10 protein-coding genes are annotated in these 16846 nt (G+C 41.2%); 9 read left to right on the forward strand and 1 reads right to left on the reverse strand.

Features of this window, described 5'->3' with window-relative positions; genetic code table 11:
* The first annotated feature begins 30 nt into the window (after positions 1 to 30).
* From A3848_RS02065 to loaP, 6 genes are all read left to right on the forward strand, one after another.
* Entirely contained in the window at positions 31 to 5823 is a 5793-nt protein-coding gene (locus A3848_RS02065; protein WP_074083269.1) for a beta-ketoacyl synthase N-terminal-like domain-containing protein, read from the forward strand.
* Positions 5780 to 6784, forward strand: coding sequence for a 2,3-diaminopropionate biosynthesis protein SbnA (gene sbnA, locus A3848_RS02070; RefSeq protein ID WP_074083270.1), 1005 nt, complete (start codon positions 5780 to 5782; stop codon positions 6782 to 6784). The genes A3848_RS02065 and sbnA overlap by 44 nt, the downstream gene beginning before the upstream one ends.
* A gap of 34 nt (positions 6785 to 6818) precedes the next feature.
* A complete protein-coding gene (locus tag A3848_RS02075; RefSeq protein WP_074083271.1) occupies positions 6819 to 7787 on the forward strand; it encodes a 2,3-diaminopropionate biosynthesis protein SbnB in 969 nt (322 codons plus the stop codon).
* On the forward strand, positions 7780 to 8529 hold the full coding sequence (locus A3848_RS02080; RefSeq protein ID WP_074083272.1) for a thioesterase II family protein: 750 nt from the start codon (positions 7780 to 7782) through the stop codon (positions 8527 to 8529). Before A3848_RS02075 ends, A3848_RS02080 begins: the two co-directional genes overlap by 8 nt.
* 172 nt (positions 8530 to 8701) lie before the next feature.
* On the forward strand, positions 8702 to 11731 hold the full coding sequence (locus A3848_RS02085; RefSeq protein WP_256702121.1) for a cyclic peptide export ABC transporter: 3030 nt from the start codon (positions 8702 to 8704) through the stop codon (positions 11729 to 11731).
* Between the two features lie 630 nt (positions 11732 to 12361).
* A complete protein-coding gene (gene loaP / locus A3848_RS02090; protein ID WP_074083274.1) occupies positions 12362 to 13171 on the forward strand; it encodes an antiterminator LoaP in 810 nt (269 codons plus the stop codon).
* A 634-nt stretch (positions 13172 to 13805) separates the two neighbouring features.
* Here the strand turns inward: loaP and A3848_RS02100 are convergent.
* Positions 13806 to 14810, reverse strand: a complete 1005-nt coding sequence (locus A3848_RS02100; protein ID WP_074083276.1) for a cysteine peptidase family C39 domain-containing protein — start codon at positions 14808 to 14810, stop codon at positions 13806 to 13808.
* Between the two features lie 439 nt (positions 14811 to 15249).
* Between A3848_RS02100 and A3848_RS02105 the strand changes: the two genes are divergently transcribed.
* The 3 genes from A3848_RS02105 to A3848_RS02115 all read left to right on the forward strand — a co-directional run bounded on the left by A3848_RS02105 (position 15250) and on the right by A3848_RS02115 (position 16809).
* On the forward strand, positions 15250 to 16008 hold the full coding sequence (locus tag A3848_RS02105; RefSeq protein WP_074083277.1) for a ParB N-terminal domain-containing protein: 759 nt from the start codon (positions 15250 to 15252) through the stop codon (positions 16006 to 16008).
* A 98-nt stretch (positions 16009 to 16106) separates the two neighbouring features.
* Positions 16107 to 16529 carry a GNAT family N-acetyltransferase gene (locus A3848_RS02110; RefSeq protein ID WP_074083278.1) on the forward strand — a complete coding sequence of 141 codons (423 nt, stop codon included), beginning with the start codon at positions 16107 to 16109 and terminating at the stop codon, positions 16527 to 16529.
* A gap of 37 nt (positions 16530 to 16566) precedes the next feature.
* Positions 16567 to 16809, forward strand: a complete 243-nt coding sequence (locus A3848_RS02115; protein WP_074083279.1) for a hypothetical protein — start codon at positions 16567 to 16569, stop codon at positions 16807 to 16809.
* Positions 16810 to 16846: the final 37 nt, after the last annotated feature.

Raw genomic sequence — 16846 nt, forward strand, 5'->3', positions numbered from 1 at the left:
AGGGCAGGTATATAGGAAGGAGAATTAGGTGTGGGTAAGTTTCTGGGACTGGACAGATTTAAGCTGGATCGTAGCCATACATCTTCCCAGCCCGAAAGCCGGGACAACGCAGTGAGCGGAGGTATCGCTGTAATAGGAATGGCGTGCCGGTTCGGCAGGACGAATAGTCCAACTGAATTCTGGAATATTCTGAGGGATGGAGAAGACTGCATCATAGATATGCCAATCGGGAGGCAGCAGGATTTATTGCCGCTAATTCGAAAAAAAGGTATGGATGATGAAAATATTCGCTTTCGAAAAGCGGCATATTTAGAGGAAATTGATAAATTTGATCCGGCATTTTTTCGTTTATCCCCGAAAGAAGCAGGGCTAATGGATCCTAATCAGCGGCTTTTTCTGGAAGCCTGCTGGGAGGCCATAGAGGATGCAGGCTATGGGGGCGACAGTCTTGCAGGCAGCCGCACCGGCGTGTTCGTTGGGTTCAGCAGTGACTTTGGTGAGGAATATAAGCGGATGATTAAGGAGATCGATCCAGAGCTGTTGTCTCTGTCTGCGGTTGGCAATATCAAATCGGTCATTGCCTCGCGCATCTCATATTTATTGAACCTTAAAGGACCAAGCATGTTGGTAGACACCGCATGCTCCTCTTCTCTGATGGCTGTACATTTAGCGTGTCAGTCTATTCGAAGAAGGGAATCCGATATGGCACTTGCCGGCGGTGTAAAAGTCATTTTAATGGCTCTAGATGACGGCAGCAATGAACTCGGCATACTTTCGTCGGATGGTAAAACCAGAGCGTTCGATCATCACTCGGAGGGGACAGGCATTGGTGAGGGCGTCGGTGCTATACTATTAAAACCGTTGGAACAAGCGATCGCGGACGGGGATCCAATCTATGCGGTTATTAAAGGAAGCGCAACGAATCAAGATGGTGCTTCGGCCGGATTGACTGCTCCCAATTCCATCGCTCAACAAGATGTCATTGTTCAGGCATGGAAGGAGGCTCGAATAGATCCGAACACGCTGAGCTATATTGAAGCGCATGGAACGGGGACCAAATTAGGGGACCCCATAGAAATAGACGGATTAGAACGAGCTTTCCGTCATTACACGGATCGTCATCAGTTTTGCGCGATCGGTTCGGTGAAGACTAACATCGGGCATACCGATCATCTTGCTGGAATTGCCGGTATGATAAAAGTCATTTTATCGATGAAGAATAAACAACTGCCGCCACACCTACATTTCAAAAGCTCCAATCGAAATATTCAGTTCGAGTCTTCCCCAGTATATGTAAATGATACGCTGGCTGATTGGAAAGTGGACAAGGGTATCCGACTCTCAGGAATTAGTTCATTTGGTTTAAGTGGCACTAACGTACATCTCGTATTGGAAGAAGCGCCTTCTGATGTAGAAGATAAGCTTTCGTCCGAAGATGAGATGTCATCCTGTTACGAAGGTATTTTTACATTGTCAGGGATGACGGCGAACAGTTTGAAAGATTTACTGAAGCGCTATCGTTCATGGTTCGCGGCGCAAAGTGGACATTTCTCAGACGTGCGTAACATTAGTTATACAGCCAATGTCGGCCGTAGTCATTACAGTTATCGATTATCGATTGTTTATGTCGGCATAGAGGATTTGATATCTAAGATTGACACAGCCTGTGACAGCGATCTGGATACGCTTACCCATTCAGATATTTATTACGGCTGGCATAAACAAGCATCGAACAGGAAACCGGGAGGGCCCGGAACGGAACCTACAGCTGCAAGTAGTACAGACTTCAGTCGTCTCGCGGAGAGCCTAGTGCAGCAGCTTGTTAGAACGTCCGATTCGACCATAGATGGGCTCCGAGAACTAGCAAGATTGTATGCGCAAGGCGCAGATGTTCGTTGGAAAAGCCTATATTCGTTTAAATCAAACCAACGGGTTCATTTACCGGCGTACCCGTTTGAGCGGAAGCGATGCTGGCCGGACTTGAGCGCTGTCCGGGCAGCCAAACCGAGTTCATCCGGCGCAGAGGTTCTCGGTTACGGGGAAGAGTACATACACCCGCTACTGCAAATAAACGTGTGGGAAGCAACCGATCAATCATTATTCATTTCAAATTTTAGTACAGACAGTTGGATATTGTCGCAACATAAACTGTTCGGTCAATTTGTTGTTCCGGGAACTACATATATCGAGATGGCGATGCAGGCAGGCCAAGCCTATAGACGGCTTCCTGTTACGAAACTGTATGACTTCGTATTCCTGGAGCCGATTATTCTGACTGAGAACACATCTTGCAGGGTGCAAAGTATGATTCGCAGAGAAGGCGAGCATATCCATTTCAAAGTAATCAGCAAGCGTGAAGGTGAACATCATTGGCGGGAGCATGCACAAGCTAAGCTCGAATTCGACAGACTTCTGTTACCCGACCCTACCATTGACTTCAGTAACATGCAGAAGGAAGCTCACAATGTGCTTCACGCTACGGACATTTATAATGGGAATATTGACCAGAATTACGGTCCCCGGTTCAAAAATTTAAAGAAGGTATGGGTGAATGGTAATACGGTGCTATGCCACTTGAAGCTGGCCGATACCGAAGATCTGAATCATTATTGTCTGCATCCCGGGCTGCTGGACAGCGCCGTAGGAAGTATGGTGTATTGCGGCTTATTAGGCAACGAGTTGTATCTTCCTTTCACCTACAAAGAAGTTTCTTTTTATCGTGCGCTTCCAAGTGAAATATATTGTGTTTGCACAAGAATTGACGATCCCGGCGTGCAGGGAGAAATTGTGAAATTCAATCTATCTATCATGGATCGATATGGAGAGGTTCTGGCCCAAATTCATGAATACTCGGTCAAACGGGTAAACGAGCTTTCAGCCCAACGTCTTCTTGACTTATCGGATACCTCCGCAAATATAATTTGGCGGTTGGCTTGGCGGCGAGAGGATAAACCTTACAATGAAGATCCGTCGTTTGACGTGCCTATTGCTGTGTTCCGTTATGAAGGGGATAGCTGCAATAGACTTGATCGTGACAAGAATGGCCGACGTCTGAATGTGTTCGATAATATCATGAACGGGCAGCAGGATCAGGCTGAGTTCAATGCAATGGTGTCTGAATTAAGAGCTAAGAGTATTGAAACTGTCATATATATGGCTCCTGCGGAATGGCACAATGATACGCCCGATGAAGAGGTCATAACTGATTTGTTTCGGCTGTTCCGCGCCTTAGTCAGTGAAAAGCTGCATGAACGACTTACGTTGTGTATTGTGACTGAAGGTGCATACCAAGTTACAGTAGAGGATGCGGTAGTAGTACCGAGAAACAGGGGGCTATTGTCTTTGGGCAGCGTCATCAATCAAGAACACCAGACGTTGCACTGTATATGCATAGATGTCGATGGACAAGTCGATATCTTAAGGATGATCAGACAAGAGTCTGCATTAAATACGCAATCTCCGGTCGCTTACCGGAGCGGCAATCGCTATGTTATGGAGTTAGATCGGTCGATTGTGACTCCTGAAACTAACGAGTTATCCATACAGGCAAATGGCGTGTATGTCATTACAGGCGGTCTAGGTGGAATCGGACTGGAAATCGCCTCCTGCCTTGCCGACTTGAATTCGAAAGTGACAATAGCATTAATAAGCAGAACCACATTGCCTCATAGAGATCTATGGGATGATATCACCGCATCGTCGGATGACAATAAGCTGACCTCGCGGATTCAGAAGATCCGCGACCTTGAGGCTACGGGAGCGACAATAATTAGCTTCACGGCAGATGTTGCGGATTCTTCGGCAATTGAATCGTTATTCGTAGGGTTGCGGGAACGCTTTGGTCGTATCAATGGAATTGTTCATGGTGCTGGAATAGCAGGAGACGGCTTCTTATTCAGGAAGGAGGAGTCTGGATTCACTGACGTGTTGCTGCCGAAAGTACGTGGTGCCATCGTACTGGATTCGCACACCGAATCCGACGAGCTCGATTTCTTTATTGTATTCTCATCGATAACCGGCTGGCTTGGCGGGGTAGGACAAGGTGATTACGCGGCGGCAAGTGCTTATCTTGATGCATTCGCACAAGCCCGGACCATGCGCGGTAAGCCTACTCTTGCAATCGCGTGGAGTGCATGGAAGGAGACCGGGATGGCGGTCGATTATAATGCAGTAACGGAAAATTCCATATTTAAGCCCCTTTCTACTGCTATTGCATTGCAAGCATTCAGACGGTTATTAATGGCTTCGAATGGGCAGGTTACGGTTGGCGAGCTCAATTACGACCGTATCAGTACAGTGAAGGACGAGCATCCGATTATGCTTGCCAATGCGGTTCAAATTGAAGTTGATAAGCGAGTATATGAGTCCGACCGACAAGGCTTTGGTTCTGGCACTCAGCTTAAGTGTGTACGTCTGCTAGGTAAGCAGGAAGAGGAGATTTCGCCAACGGAACGGAAGTTGGCTGATATATGGGGAGATATCTTAGGTATCGAGGAGCTTAACGTCTACGACAATTTTTATGATCTGGGCGGAGACTCGATTATTGCGGTTAAATTATCTAGCCATATTGCGCATTATATGAATCGCGAGGTTGACGTTACCGACATTTTTAATTATTTGACAATAGCCGAACTTGCCCGATTTCTAGTTCCGGCTGGCGAAACCGAAACGGATAAGCAAGAAATAGAGGAGCAGGGTCAACCGCAAGTGCCCTCCATAAACCGGACATCTGGTGCTGATGCTGCAAGGGGACAGCAGCAAGGTGAATATAATTATGCCAATCAGCTGTCTTGGCGCCAATTCAATTGCTATGACAGGGGATTAGCACTTATGATGACGGCTGACGAATCGTTGATCCAGCATTTCAAGCTGCTGCTGGGGATGAAGAGGGGGTTTGACTTGCAGGATGAAGGCTACCCTTTCGATTATTATAGTCAAGAGGAAGTGAGTGGGTACCCTTCCGACAACGAGTTACTTCAACAATTCGGTTATCGTGTTCGCACCGAGAAGGTTGACGATATGCAGCAGCTGCACAGGATGATTACTCGTCAACTAGATAATAAAATGCCAGTTATGGTTTCATTTGACGAGTATTATACGTTCTATACGCCATTTTATATGAAAGAGCATACGGATCACCTGACCATACTGACCGAGTACGATGCGGATAAAAAGTTGTATATGATAATTAACCATAATCATCTGGCAAGGACGAGCCATCAGAAAGTTTCGTATGGTCAGTTCATGACAACTTATCAAACGATCGAAGAGATTTATGCATTCCTGCCGGAAGAGTCCAGATGCATTCTAACACTTGAACGGGTGCCGGACAGCGAAGCTCCGCTCCAGTTTGATTATGCGCAGCAATTGAATCGACTGCTGTTGGCATTGCAGGACAAGCAGCAGGTAGGGAGAGAGTTCGAAAATATATATGCTCTAGTGGAACGTCCAGAGCTTGAGGAAAGTGAACTAAAGGAAGCGTTGAATGAAATATATGTAAACCTTGGCGGCAAAGAGCTATGGGTGCAGACCTTGCTTGATTGGTACGTTCCTTCCGATAATCAAGAGCTCCGCCAATTAGGCGATAAGATTATAACGATCTCAAGCCGGTTGGTGAATAACTTTGTGTTAAGCATTTATAGAAAGAAACGTATGAAACCATCCGATATAACTGTTGCGATTGAAGAGCTGCAACCGATAATGGCTGCATTTATTCAGAAGATGATTGACTACACAACGACACATGATACTGACATGAATGTGATAGGGGGAGGCAAGGATGTTGACCGGACAACTCCAATGGAAAGAACGAGCATTAAATAAGCTGTCAGATTTAGCTGGGATTGTAGGCCATACGCCATTAATGAAGCTGGATCATCCACATATCAACTTGTATTGCAAACTTGAGTTTCTGAACATAACCGGTAGTATTAAAGTTAGGCCAGCTTTATACGCGCTCTGCGAAGCGGTAAAGAGAGGTCAAATTACAGAGCATACGGTTGTGATTGAATCTTCTTCAGGTAACTTTGCGATCGCACTTGCAACAATTTGTAAAATGATTGGCACAAAATTTATTGCAGTAATTGATCCCAATATTTCTGCAACATCGGAGAAATTCTTGAAACAAATTGCCTACGATGTCGTCAAAGTGACGGATCGTGATGAAACCGGGGGGTATCTGTTAAACCGAATTCACATGGTCCAGCAACTGCAAAATAAAATAAGCGATAGCTACTGGACCAATCAGTACGGAAACCCGGATTGTTATCGTGCATATTATTACGGTTTAGGTGAAGAATTGGTCAGTAGTTTGGAAAAGATAGACTATGCTTTCATTGGCGTCGGCTCAGGGGGTACGGTTACGGGGCTTTCGAAAATACTGAAAGAGAAGTTAGAAGGTATAAAAATAGTCGGCGTTGATACTCTAGGGTCGGTAATCTTTGATCAGGCACCTCGGAAACGGCATATTCCGGGGATAGGTTCAAGCATTAAGCCGAGCATATTGCGAGAGGCTAGCATTGATGAGGTTATATTTGTATCGGAGGTTGACGCAGTAACCTCTTGCAATCTAATGTTTGAATGTCATGGTCTGTTTGTAGGGGGCTCAACCGGAAGTGTGTATCATGCTATTCAACAATATTTTGATTCAATCGACATAGGCTCACAGCCCAATGTCGTTTTTTTGTGTGCAGATGGCGGTACAGCTTATTTGGATACAGTCTACAACTCCGAATGGTTTGAGTGGTTACATGCGATGGAAAATGCAACAACAGTTCTTTCATAAGAGATATCGAAATGGAAAGCGGAGGCTGAGATATATGTTGTATTTGAACACAGCGGACTTGGTGAAATGTGGATTGAATTGGTGTGAAACAGTAGGTGTTATCGAAGAAACGGTACGATTGCTGCATACAAATGACTACAATCAGCCCATTAAGCCTTATCTGCGTTACTATGATCCAGTTAATCGAATTATTGCTATGCCTGCCTTCGTAGGAGGCGACATATTTGCTGCCGGTATCAAATGGATTGCCAGCTTTCCTGGAAATTTAGCGATAGGGATGAAGAGAGCCCACTCGGTTACTATTTTGAATGACACATCAACAGGTAAAGCTCTAGCAACTATCAATTCAGCGCTGATCAGTGGCATTCGTACGGCTTCTGTATCAGGACTTGTAGTTCAATATTACGATACAATACGTAATTGGAATGATGGCGTCGTAGGCATAATCGGTTTTGGGCCGATAGGCCAACTTCATTTGGAAATGCTACAGGACCTTTTTGGAGACAAGATAAATAAATTCATCCTTTATGATATCGCTGGTGTTAACGTTAATGCTCTTTCCGAGGATATCAGACATAAAGTCGTCATCGCAGCACATTGGGTTGAGGCATATGAAGCTTCGGACATTGTCGTTACTTGCACAGTATCAAAGCATCGGTATATCGATCAACCGCCCAAACCAGGATCCTTGTTGCTCAATGTGTCGCTTAGAGATTATAAACCTGACATCATCAATCACACCTCGTCTATCATCGTTGATGATTGGGATGAAGTATGCAGAGAGAATACAGATATTGAAATGCTGGCAAAGGAGAGGGGATTAACCAAGGATCAAACCAAATCAATTGTAGAAATGGTGTGTGTGGCTGAAAAATGTCGGTTCGCAGAAAGTGATCCCATCTATTTTAATCCTATGGGGATGGCCGTATTCGATATTGCGGTGGCTTCCTACTACTACAAGAAAGCATTATCGACTGGGAACGGAGTCCGATTAGATGATTAATGGCACAAGGGTAGAAAAGGAGAGTAATCAGGCTATTCGATTATGTTGTGTTTCTCATGCGGGGAGTTCAGCATCGATTTACATGAGTTGGCAGAAGTATCACAATGATCATATTAAAATCGAGCCATTGGAGATAGCCGGGAGGGGTAAGAGGTTTGGTGAACCTTTTGCCCAAACGTTAAGTGATTGTGTTGAAGATATATTTCAATCAATGGTAGCCGATTCTGTGTTCAATGGTTCGGCTTACTCCCTGTTTGGCCATTCCATGGGGGCGACAATTGTGTATGAATTATATCGGAAAATTAAACTATTAAACCTTGTTCAGCCCAAACATATTTTTTTATCGGGGCAGAAGCCGCCGCATTTGATGTCAAATGGTATTAAATGCCATCTTATGTCGAATAAACAATTAATTGATAAGCTTAGAGATCTTGGAGGAACTTTAAAAGATCTGTTTGAGGACGTAAAGTTGCAGGATGTTTTTCTGCCCATTATTCGGTCTGACTATAAAATGATTGAAGAGTATCAACATGAAGGCCCGATAGGAAAATTTGGCTGCAATGTTACAGTTATGCACGGAACCAAAGATACATTAAACTTAGAGGAAGTAAAGGAGTGGGACCAATACAGCTCACCCGACACCAATGTTCGCTTTTTATTATACGAGGACGGGCACTTCTTTATTCAATCTCACCAAGCTGAGATTAATAAGGTAATAGCAAAAACGTTGGCAATGAGTTAGTTGCCCTCGTGCTTCTCTCAATAGTCAACTGGTGTGGCCGACTCCAATAGAAGTGAGGTACGCGATGTTTATCCGAATAACGACAATTCTTATTACGATTCTACTGGGCATAAATTTTTTACTATCAGCTCCTGCTGAAGCCAAGAGTGTAACACCACCTAATGACAGTGAAATGCAAAAGCTCGAACAAATTAACACATATGTTAAGAAACAGATGAAGAAAGGTAAGATTCCTGGATTTGCTTTGGTTATTGCTATGGATCATAGTATTATCTACAGCAACGGGTTTGGATACGCAGATAAAGAACATTCCACAAAGGTAACGGCAAGTACATTATTCGAATTGGGATCAAATAGTAAGGCATACACAGCTGCGGGTATATATTTGCTGGAGGAAAAAGGGCTTTTACGGACAAGTGATCCGGTCAGCAAATATATACCGTGGTTGAAATTGAAATATAAAGGCAAATATAAAAATGCCGCTTATGATGATTACGTTGATATTACGTTAGAGCAATTGCTGCACCATACTAGCGGCATATCCTCCCAAATGATCGGGTATATACCGGAAACGACAAAGGATGACGCGTTAGAGCAAACGGTCAGATTATTGTTGGATCACAACCTTGATTTTTATCCAGGACAGAAATTCGAATACGCAACATTGAATTATGATGTGCTAGCGCTTGTAATTGAGAGCGTTACCAAAATGTCGTTTGAACGTTTCATTAAAGATTCACTGCTGGTGCCACTAGGGCTTCATCACACGTATTTCGGGGTCGAAAAACCGCATTTAGACGAAATGGCCACAGGCTACAAAATGAGATTTTTTAGGCCAACTGCATATGATGCACCGATTTATCGAGGAAATACGGCAGCAGGCTATATTATTACAGATGCAGACGACTTGGGTAAGTGGATGCTGGTTCAATTCAGAGGAAACGAATTAGCCAATGAGAGTCCTATTTTAAACGCTATCCATAAGACGCATCTGCCAAACCGCCAAGTGCCTCCTAGTATAGAGGGAGCATCATATGCAGGTGGTTGGGAAATTATACAAAATGGGGGCGGCGAGCTTCAGCACGGGGGGAATAATCCGAACTATTCCTCATATATATTGCTTCGGCCAGAGACGGGGCTAGGTATAGGGGTAATGTCCAATATCAACACTTCCTATATCAAAGGAATAGCACTAGGTATTGAGAGTATATTGGATAATGAGACTGTAGCGAAAATCAGCTCGGATCATCTTGCCGACATAGACAAAATGATGAGCCTTGTCATTCTATTTTTACTGACACTGATTGGGGCGACTACAGTTGCTTTGAGCCGGATGATGTATCAATTGCTTCGCGGCAAGAGAAGATTGATGCATAATGGCCGTAAGAGTGTATACAAGCTCTTCTATTTTGTGCTGGTGCTCGGTGGCTTCATGTATATTATATATCAGATGCCTAATGTCTTCTTTGAACAAATGCCTTGGTCAGCAGTTTCGGTATGGGGACCTGCTACAATAATCCCTGCTGTCATCATGTTACTCGTCGTAGAGGTTTTGTTCTCCGCATATATTCTTTTAACCCATTTTTTCCCTATGGAAGGCGAACGGTTATATTTCCAGCTTACAACAGTCGGGTTACTTACTGGTCTGGGAAATGCCTCTGTCATCTTTATTATCAATGAGAAGTTAAATCAAGCCGATAATCGAAGTAGTTTTGATTGGTTTTTATATTTTATTATGGCAGTAGCGGTATATGTTATCGGTTCAAAGTTCGTACAAGCTAATCTCATCACTCTAACGAATAACGTTGTTTATAAGAAGAGAAGTGTTTTGATCGATAAGTTGCTTCATGCTTCTTATCATAAATTCGAAGAATTAGACCGTGGTGCAATCCATACTGCTTTAAACAACGATACTGCAGCGATAAGTGAATTGCCACGAATGCTTTTGAATGGTGTAACGTGTTTGGTTACAGTGCTATTCTGTTTTATATATTTAGGAGCCAAGAATGTCTTTGGGTTGCTGCTTGCAATCGGTGTCATACTGCTTGCCGCGGGGCTCTATAGATATATTGGGCAGCAAGCCAATGTTTTTTGGAACCGGAATAGAGACACACAAGAAACGTTCTTTGGATTCATTAATGATCTAGTGCATGGTATGAAAGAACTCAATCTGCACCAAAATAAGCGGGAATCCTTTAGGCAAGATATTATGGAAAGCTGTGAAAACAACCGCTCGACCAATGTGCAAGGATCTTTGAAATTCGTAAATGTGTTCGTTATTGGAGAACTGCTATTTACGTTTGTGTTGGGAACAATCGTATTCGGATTTCCGTATATGTTTGCTAATGTGACAAACGATATTCTACAAAACTACGTGTTGGTTATTTTGTATATGGTAGGGCCGGTACATGGCATATTAAACTTTATTCCCAGTATCATGCAGCTACAGGTAATATGGAAACGGTTAGAAAGGTTTGAAGAGCATATTTCCTCTATGGATGCAGAGAAAGCCCATGTTAACATCGGTGTGAATGACGCAATGCCAATTTCTATCGCGTTAAGAAATGTTGAGTACAGTTATACAGATGAGAATGGCGAAACATTTCATTTAGGGCCCATCAACTTCACGTTTAATCAGGGTGAGCTTATTTTTATTACCGGGGGAAACGGAAGCGGAAAATCGACATTGGCAAAAATTATTACGGGCCTGTATGTTCCCACCAAAGGTGAAGTTGTCGTGAATGGACAGCCTGTCTCTCAGGACATGTTAGGAGAGTATTTCTCGGTCATTTTTAGTGACTATCATCTGTTCGATAAACTTTACGGTATCAACGAGGCTGCTATAGACGAGAAGCTTGAGCGCAGCATGAAACTGTTACAGATCGATCATAAGGTGAAAGTAACCGATAGACGGTTTTCGACTACAAAGCTCTCATCTGGACAGAGGAAGCGCTTAGCTATGTTAGTGAGTATGTTGGAAGATAAGCCTGTCTCGCTATTTGATGAGTGGGCTGCCGAGCAGGATCCTGAATTCAGGCAGTTTTTTTATCAAGAAATGCTAATGCGGTTTAAGAATAGCGGGAAATGCATCATTGCGATTACACATGATGATCGTTTTTTTTCCTTAGCAGACAAGATACTAAAATTGGAAAGGGGGGGGATGGTGGCTATAGATGAGTTCGGATTTGTAGCCCATTGTTAACAAGTTGGGCAGTATTCACCTCTACAAAAATAGAGCGGTATGGCAGGTGAATAACAGTAGGTAACTGGTAAATAGCCATAACGTTCACGTGAAGTTTTTGTGAAAAGTTGTCAGAGATTGGGACTGTATTAGCCGGGGGGGCTGTTCTTCAACGAGAAATTGAGTTGAGTGCTGCAAGTTTTGGATCGGAAAAAGATTCACCCCGGCTACTATTTGACTTTGCCGCACCACGTGCCAGCCGAGTTTTGTGGGGGATCGCCACAAGTCAGGGTGTAGACCGGAGCAGACTCAAACGCGCAGGTTTAATTTCACTGTTTGATGTGGTTCTACCTTTGCTGCGATAATTTAGCAAGCTACTTTTTTCGACATATTTAGGAAAAATACTACAAAATATCCTAATGATGGACTTGGGAGGGTGGTATATAATAATAAATGAATGTGAATTAAATATCACTTTAGGGGTGAAATTTATTGCGAAATTTCAAGAAGGAGAAATATTATTCTAGGAGATAATATACCCGAACACTAGAGCTGATCCTTGCTCAAGATTATTGTATGAGAAACAGTTCTATATAAGGATTTGAATTGATTAAAATAGTACATTTCAATATTCTAGTAGGTGGTATTTAGATGAAATGGTACGCGTTATTTGTAAAAAACGGCGAGGAAGAATATGTAAGGTATCGGATTCAAATTGAATTGGGAAATGTAGATTGCAAATGTTTTATCCCCAAAAGAAAGGTTCCTGAAAAGAAAAGTGGCGTAATAGTGCATGTCATTAAAATGATGTTTCCTGGATATGTGTTTTTACAAACTAAAATGGATTTTTCTAAATATAATAAAATCAAAAAAATACACTATATAATATCTTTCCTTAACTACAGAAACAAAAAGGATATTCAGTTTCAAAATGAAGATGTTTTTTTTAAGTGGATCCCTGATGAAGAAATGGAAGTACTCTTTGAGCTAATCGACCCTAAAACTGATACTATAGAATACTCAAAATTTTGGTTGTGCAATAACAAATTGACTATTTTATCCGGTCCATTGGTCGGAATGGAAGACCGTATTAAGAAAATCGATAAGCGACAGCAACGAGCGAAGCTTGCGATTTATATAATGGGTCAAGAAAAGTTAATTGATATCGGTTTCGAAGCTATGGATTCAACAACGAATACTTTGCTGAATCCAATACAGTGTCCTTGGCTTGAAGTAAGGCAACGAGTTGAAAACATGATCAAAGAATTGCTTCAACTTTCAACGTTAACATCACTTAGCAATAAATTTATTAGTAACGGAATTAATTCGATTTATTTCATTAAGCTTATTTATAACGTAGAGTCGGAATTTGGGATTAAAGTATCTGATGACTTTCTATCTATGGAAAAGCTACAAACCATTGATGATTTAGTTCATTATATCCAAACAGAATCTCAGTAATAACAAAAATACATAACCACGAGAGAACGGGGAAGTAAAGCAATAGAATACGAACTAATTTGAAGTGAGATGAAAGCGCTATCTAAGGGAAAGGGGGTCTTCCTCAATAAGTTATTCCTATAAGGAATTCTAAATCCGGTATCACCTCTTGCGTCAGTTCATTCGCACATGAATTTTTCGTTTTTTTAATGAAAAGTTCATCTGTTCTATGGCTCTAGCATGGGAAGGCTCTAGATTTCACCCGTCCGTTTATTTAAAATGATGCTGATTTGGCATCCGCTCGGAACCTGTATTGGTAAAAGAGATCGATATAAACCTGGCCTGGGCGGGTTCCCGCCCATTCCACCATTAGCTGGAACCGGAATAACTGGTTGTGGGAACTTCTGTTTTTCAGGATATCTTTGATGAATTGGTCCGGCTTGCGATCTTCCACCACATAATTACAAAACGTCTACTGATTACCGATTCTATGCTTATCCAGGCCAATGCCAATAAAAACCTCTACACGCTTGAGGTTCTGAGGAAACGCCTCAACCCATCTGCAGGAATTGGAGCAGGAGGTTAAGGAGAGCCGTAAAGCTCACGGAAAAAAGCCTTTGCCTTCTGTGTGCTTATATCCCGGTAATAGTTGTTTTCATGTATTTTTTAAATCATTAACCAACAAATTCAATGCGTGATCTTCTTTACACTTAATTTCTCTTATGATTTGTATGATTTTACTGATTACTTGCTCTTGTCGTATAATCTCGTATTTCAAACTGAGATTTCGAGATATCAAGGCGTTCCTTTCTATATCAAAATATTCTTCTAGGATTAAAGGGTTAAAATGGATGCCCAATTCATCGATTAAAAAACGTATTCTAGAAAACATACATTTCTTATGTTCATAGAATATATGAAAAAAACGTATATCTATTTCATCTTCTATATTCATAAGATATTTGATAATTGAATTATAAGTATCCATACCATAAATGAATTTATTGTTGTTATTTTCGTACATTCTTAATCTATAAGAGGTATCACTTGAAGATAAATAATCTTCTATAAATTCTATGAAAATCTCTAAATCAAAGTTGTATGAATTTTCTGGTTTTAATTGTAATAAGTGCATGCCATCAGCCCATTTAGCTAAGTCTCCTGTTGCTAATGTACTATAAAAAGCTTTTTCGAAATTTAAGAACTCTACTTCGGAAGTTCCAAGAACTCTTTTGTTATTGTATCCAGCAACGTTGAAAATTTTCCTTGTGTTATCATATCCATATATAAGGATGTCGTGTATATAATGATATTTTTGATACGCAACTCTTTCAGGTATATAAAATTCATCAACAAACGTCACTATATAGTGGTTATTCTCCAATGAATCGATTAGAAATTTTATAGGATTAACATATCGTTCAATTAAACTTTTTGGGATGTACATTTCGCCTAGAAATGGTGATTTTGATTTTAGGCTTGGAAAGTCATAAAAGTTAAAATTTAGTCCAGATTCTATATCCTTATTACAGTATATTTGAATATAATTACAATTAAACCATTGAAAAAAATCGGGGTGTAAAGAGCTAATAAGAAGAGGAAAAGCATGATGTTGATATCCATTTATTGGTGAATCACCTAATGGCAACTGTATTGACAAATTAATTCCTCCAATTGGATGAGTGTTCATTTGAAAGGCACAGAGTGACGGACAGCATAAGTATCCCTGTCATCAATTTATTTTTTATTGTAATATAATTCTCCACATTACTTTAAAGGCCTGCTTAGCCTAAGATAAAGACACTGAGGTCTATTAATTATCTTTATTATGTCTAGCGTTGATCCTCCGCCTCTGGTCAAAGTGGCGGCCGAAATACATTGACCGGTGCCCTTATGAATATCTCGTACCAGATTCTTATGGCAAGGGTGATTCTGCCCGGCCACCGCATGTAATATTTTTTGTTGGTTGAATATTAAATATATGGATTTAGTTGCGGTGAAGTACGTTATTAATGGGGGGATTGTTAAATGAGTAACATCAAAATGCTAACAATTAATAGATTATTGTTACTAAATCTATTGGTAATTAAGGAGACAGTATGATTGATTTGAAAACCTCATTAAAACTGTTGTCTGTCGATAACATTAAAATGCATGAAAGCTTCCAGGCAACAAGATTGGAAATAACAATGTCAGCTATATCAAATGAAAAAATATTGATAAACCCTATAGTCACAACCAGAATTAATGAACATGATTATATGATAATCGATGGAGTTCATCGTTTTTTATCTTTAAAGGAGCTGGGCTTTAGAACGGTTGCTTGTCAAATTGTAGAGGAAGATGATGTAGAACTTACAATGTGGTCTCATCTTGTAAAAGCAGGTGCATGGTTAAAAGATTTTACAGATAAAAATGTGATACGAACAAAGAAGGAGCTCGGTAATCAAAGATATGCGTTTAAAATAACAGACTCAAAACAAGAAGTCTTTTATTTTTATTTAATTGACGATCAAAAATTAATGAGCTTTGTGGATGCAATGCATAGTATTATTGCAAAATATAGCAGCAAATATTTTGTAAGAGTTAGTGAGTTAAGCAAGAGTGAGATTATTGGGGACGATGTACTGGTTGAGTTTTATAACATTAGTATGAAAGAGATAAATAATATTGTGTCTAGAAAGGACCAGTTACCAACAGGAGTTACGCACTTTTCTGTAAATAACCGGCTGTTGAACCTGAAAATCCCTTTGGAATACATGGAACCTGCAGCTAGTGGACGTAATTGGCTTGATTTCATTATGCATATTCAACAAAAATTGAGGTATTACCCCGAATCTGTATATATTTGTGAATGATTTTATGAGAGATCTTTCACTGTACGAAGTACAAATAGGAGGAATTGAGATGAAAAAAAGCTATAGTTCATTTATTTCGATTTCTGATACTTCTAAACATGATTGATTACACCTTAACCCGCGAAGAGTTTACTCCGGCTGTTCTTTCTCTGCCTGAAGGTTATGTTTTGGAAATGGTTGATCTGAAGGAGCTTCGGCATAAAAACTACGTGAACGCAGACAAAATTTACGATTGGGTAGAGGCATGGGGGAGCGATGAGCATTTGGATAAAGCAGGTTGCGGCTGCTATATTCGTTATCAGGATACAATCGTCAGTTGGTCCATAAGCGACTGTTATGCCAGAGACAGAATTGCTGTGGGAATTCACACGGATTCCAGCTACAGAAAAATGGGGTTAGCCAGCAAGGCTGCTTCAGCAGTCGTTCAATCCTGTTTTGACAAAGGTTATAACATCGTAGAGTGGTTGTGCGTATCCACCAATGTTGGCTCCAAAGCAATTGCCCATAGAAAACCTGACTGATTTAGACGAGTACGGGTGGTATGAGTGGGGAATTTATTTGGAACAAGCATTACAGGAAGAACCAAGGCTGTACTGGGAATGTCTGAATTGTTTTGTGAAGGCGAACACCGTTGAAAAGACGATAGAAATAATCGGTGAAATGAATCGCACAGGGAATCCATGTAATCTGGAGCAGTTGACTGGAGCGATCTCTTACTACCAAAGTGAAGGGTTATGTTCTGCATTCAAGACTCCGAAGTGGGAGGAATTTAAACATCAGGCATTTTTTTATCAAGGATAATGTGGAGGAAAAGTATATAGTCCGTATCAAAAAGAGA

The sequence above is a fragment of the Paenibacillus sp. P32E genome (genome assembly GCF_001909085.1).
Lineage (GTDB): Bacteria > Bacillota > Bacilli > Paenibacillales > Paenibacillaceae > Paenibacillus_AQ > Paenibacillus_AQ helianthi.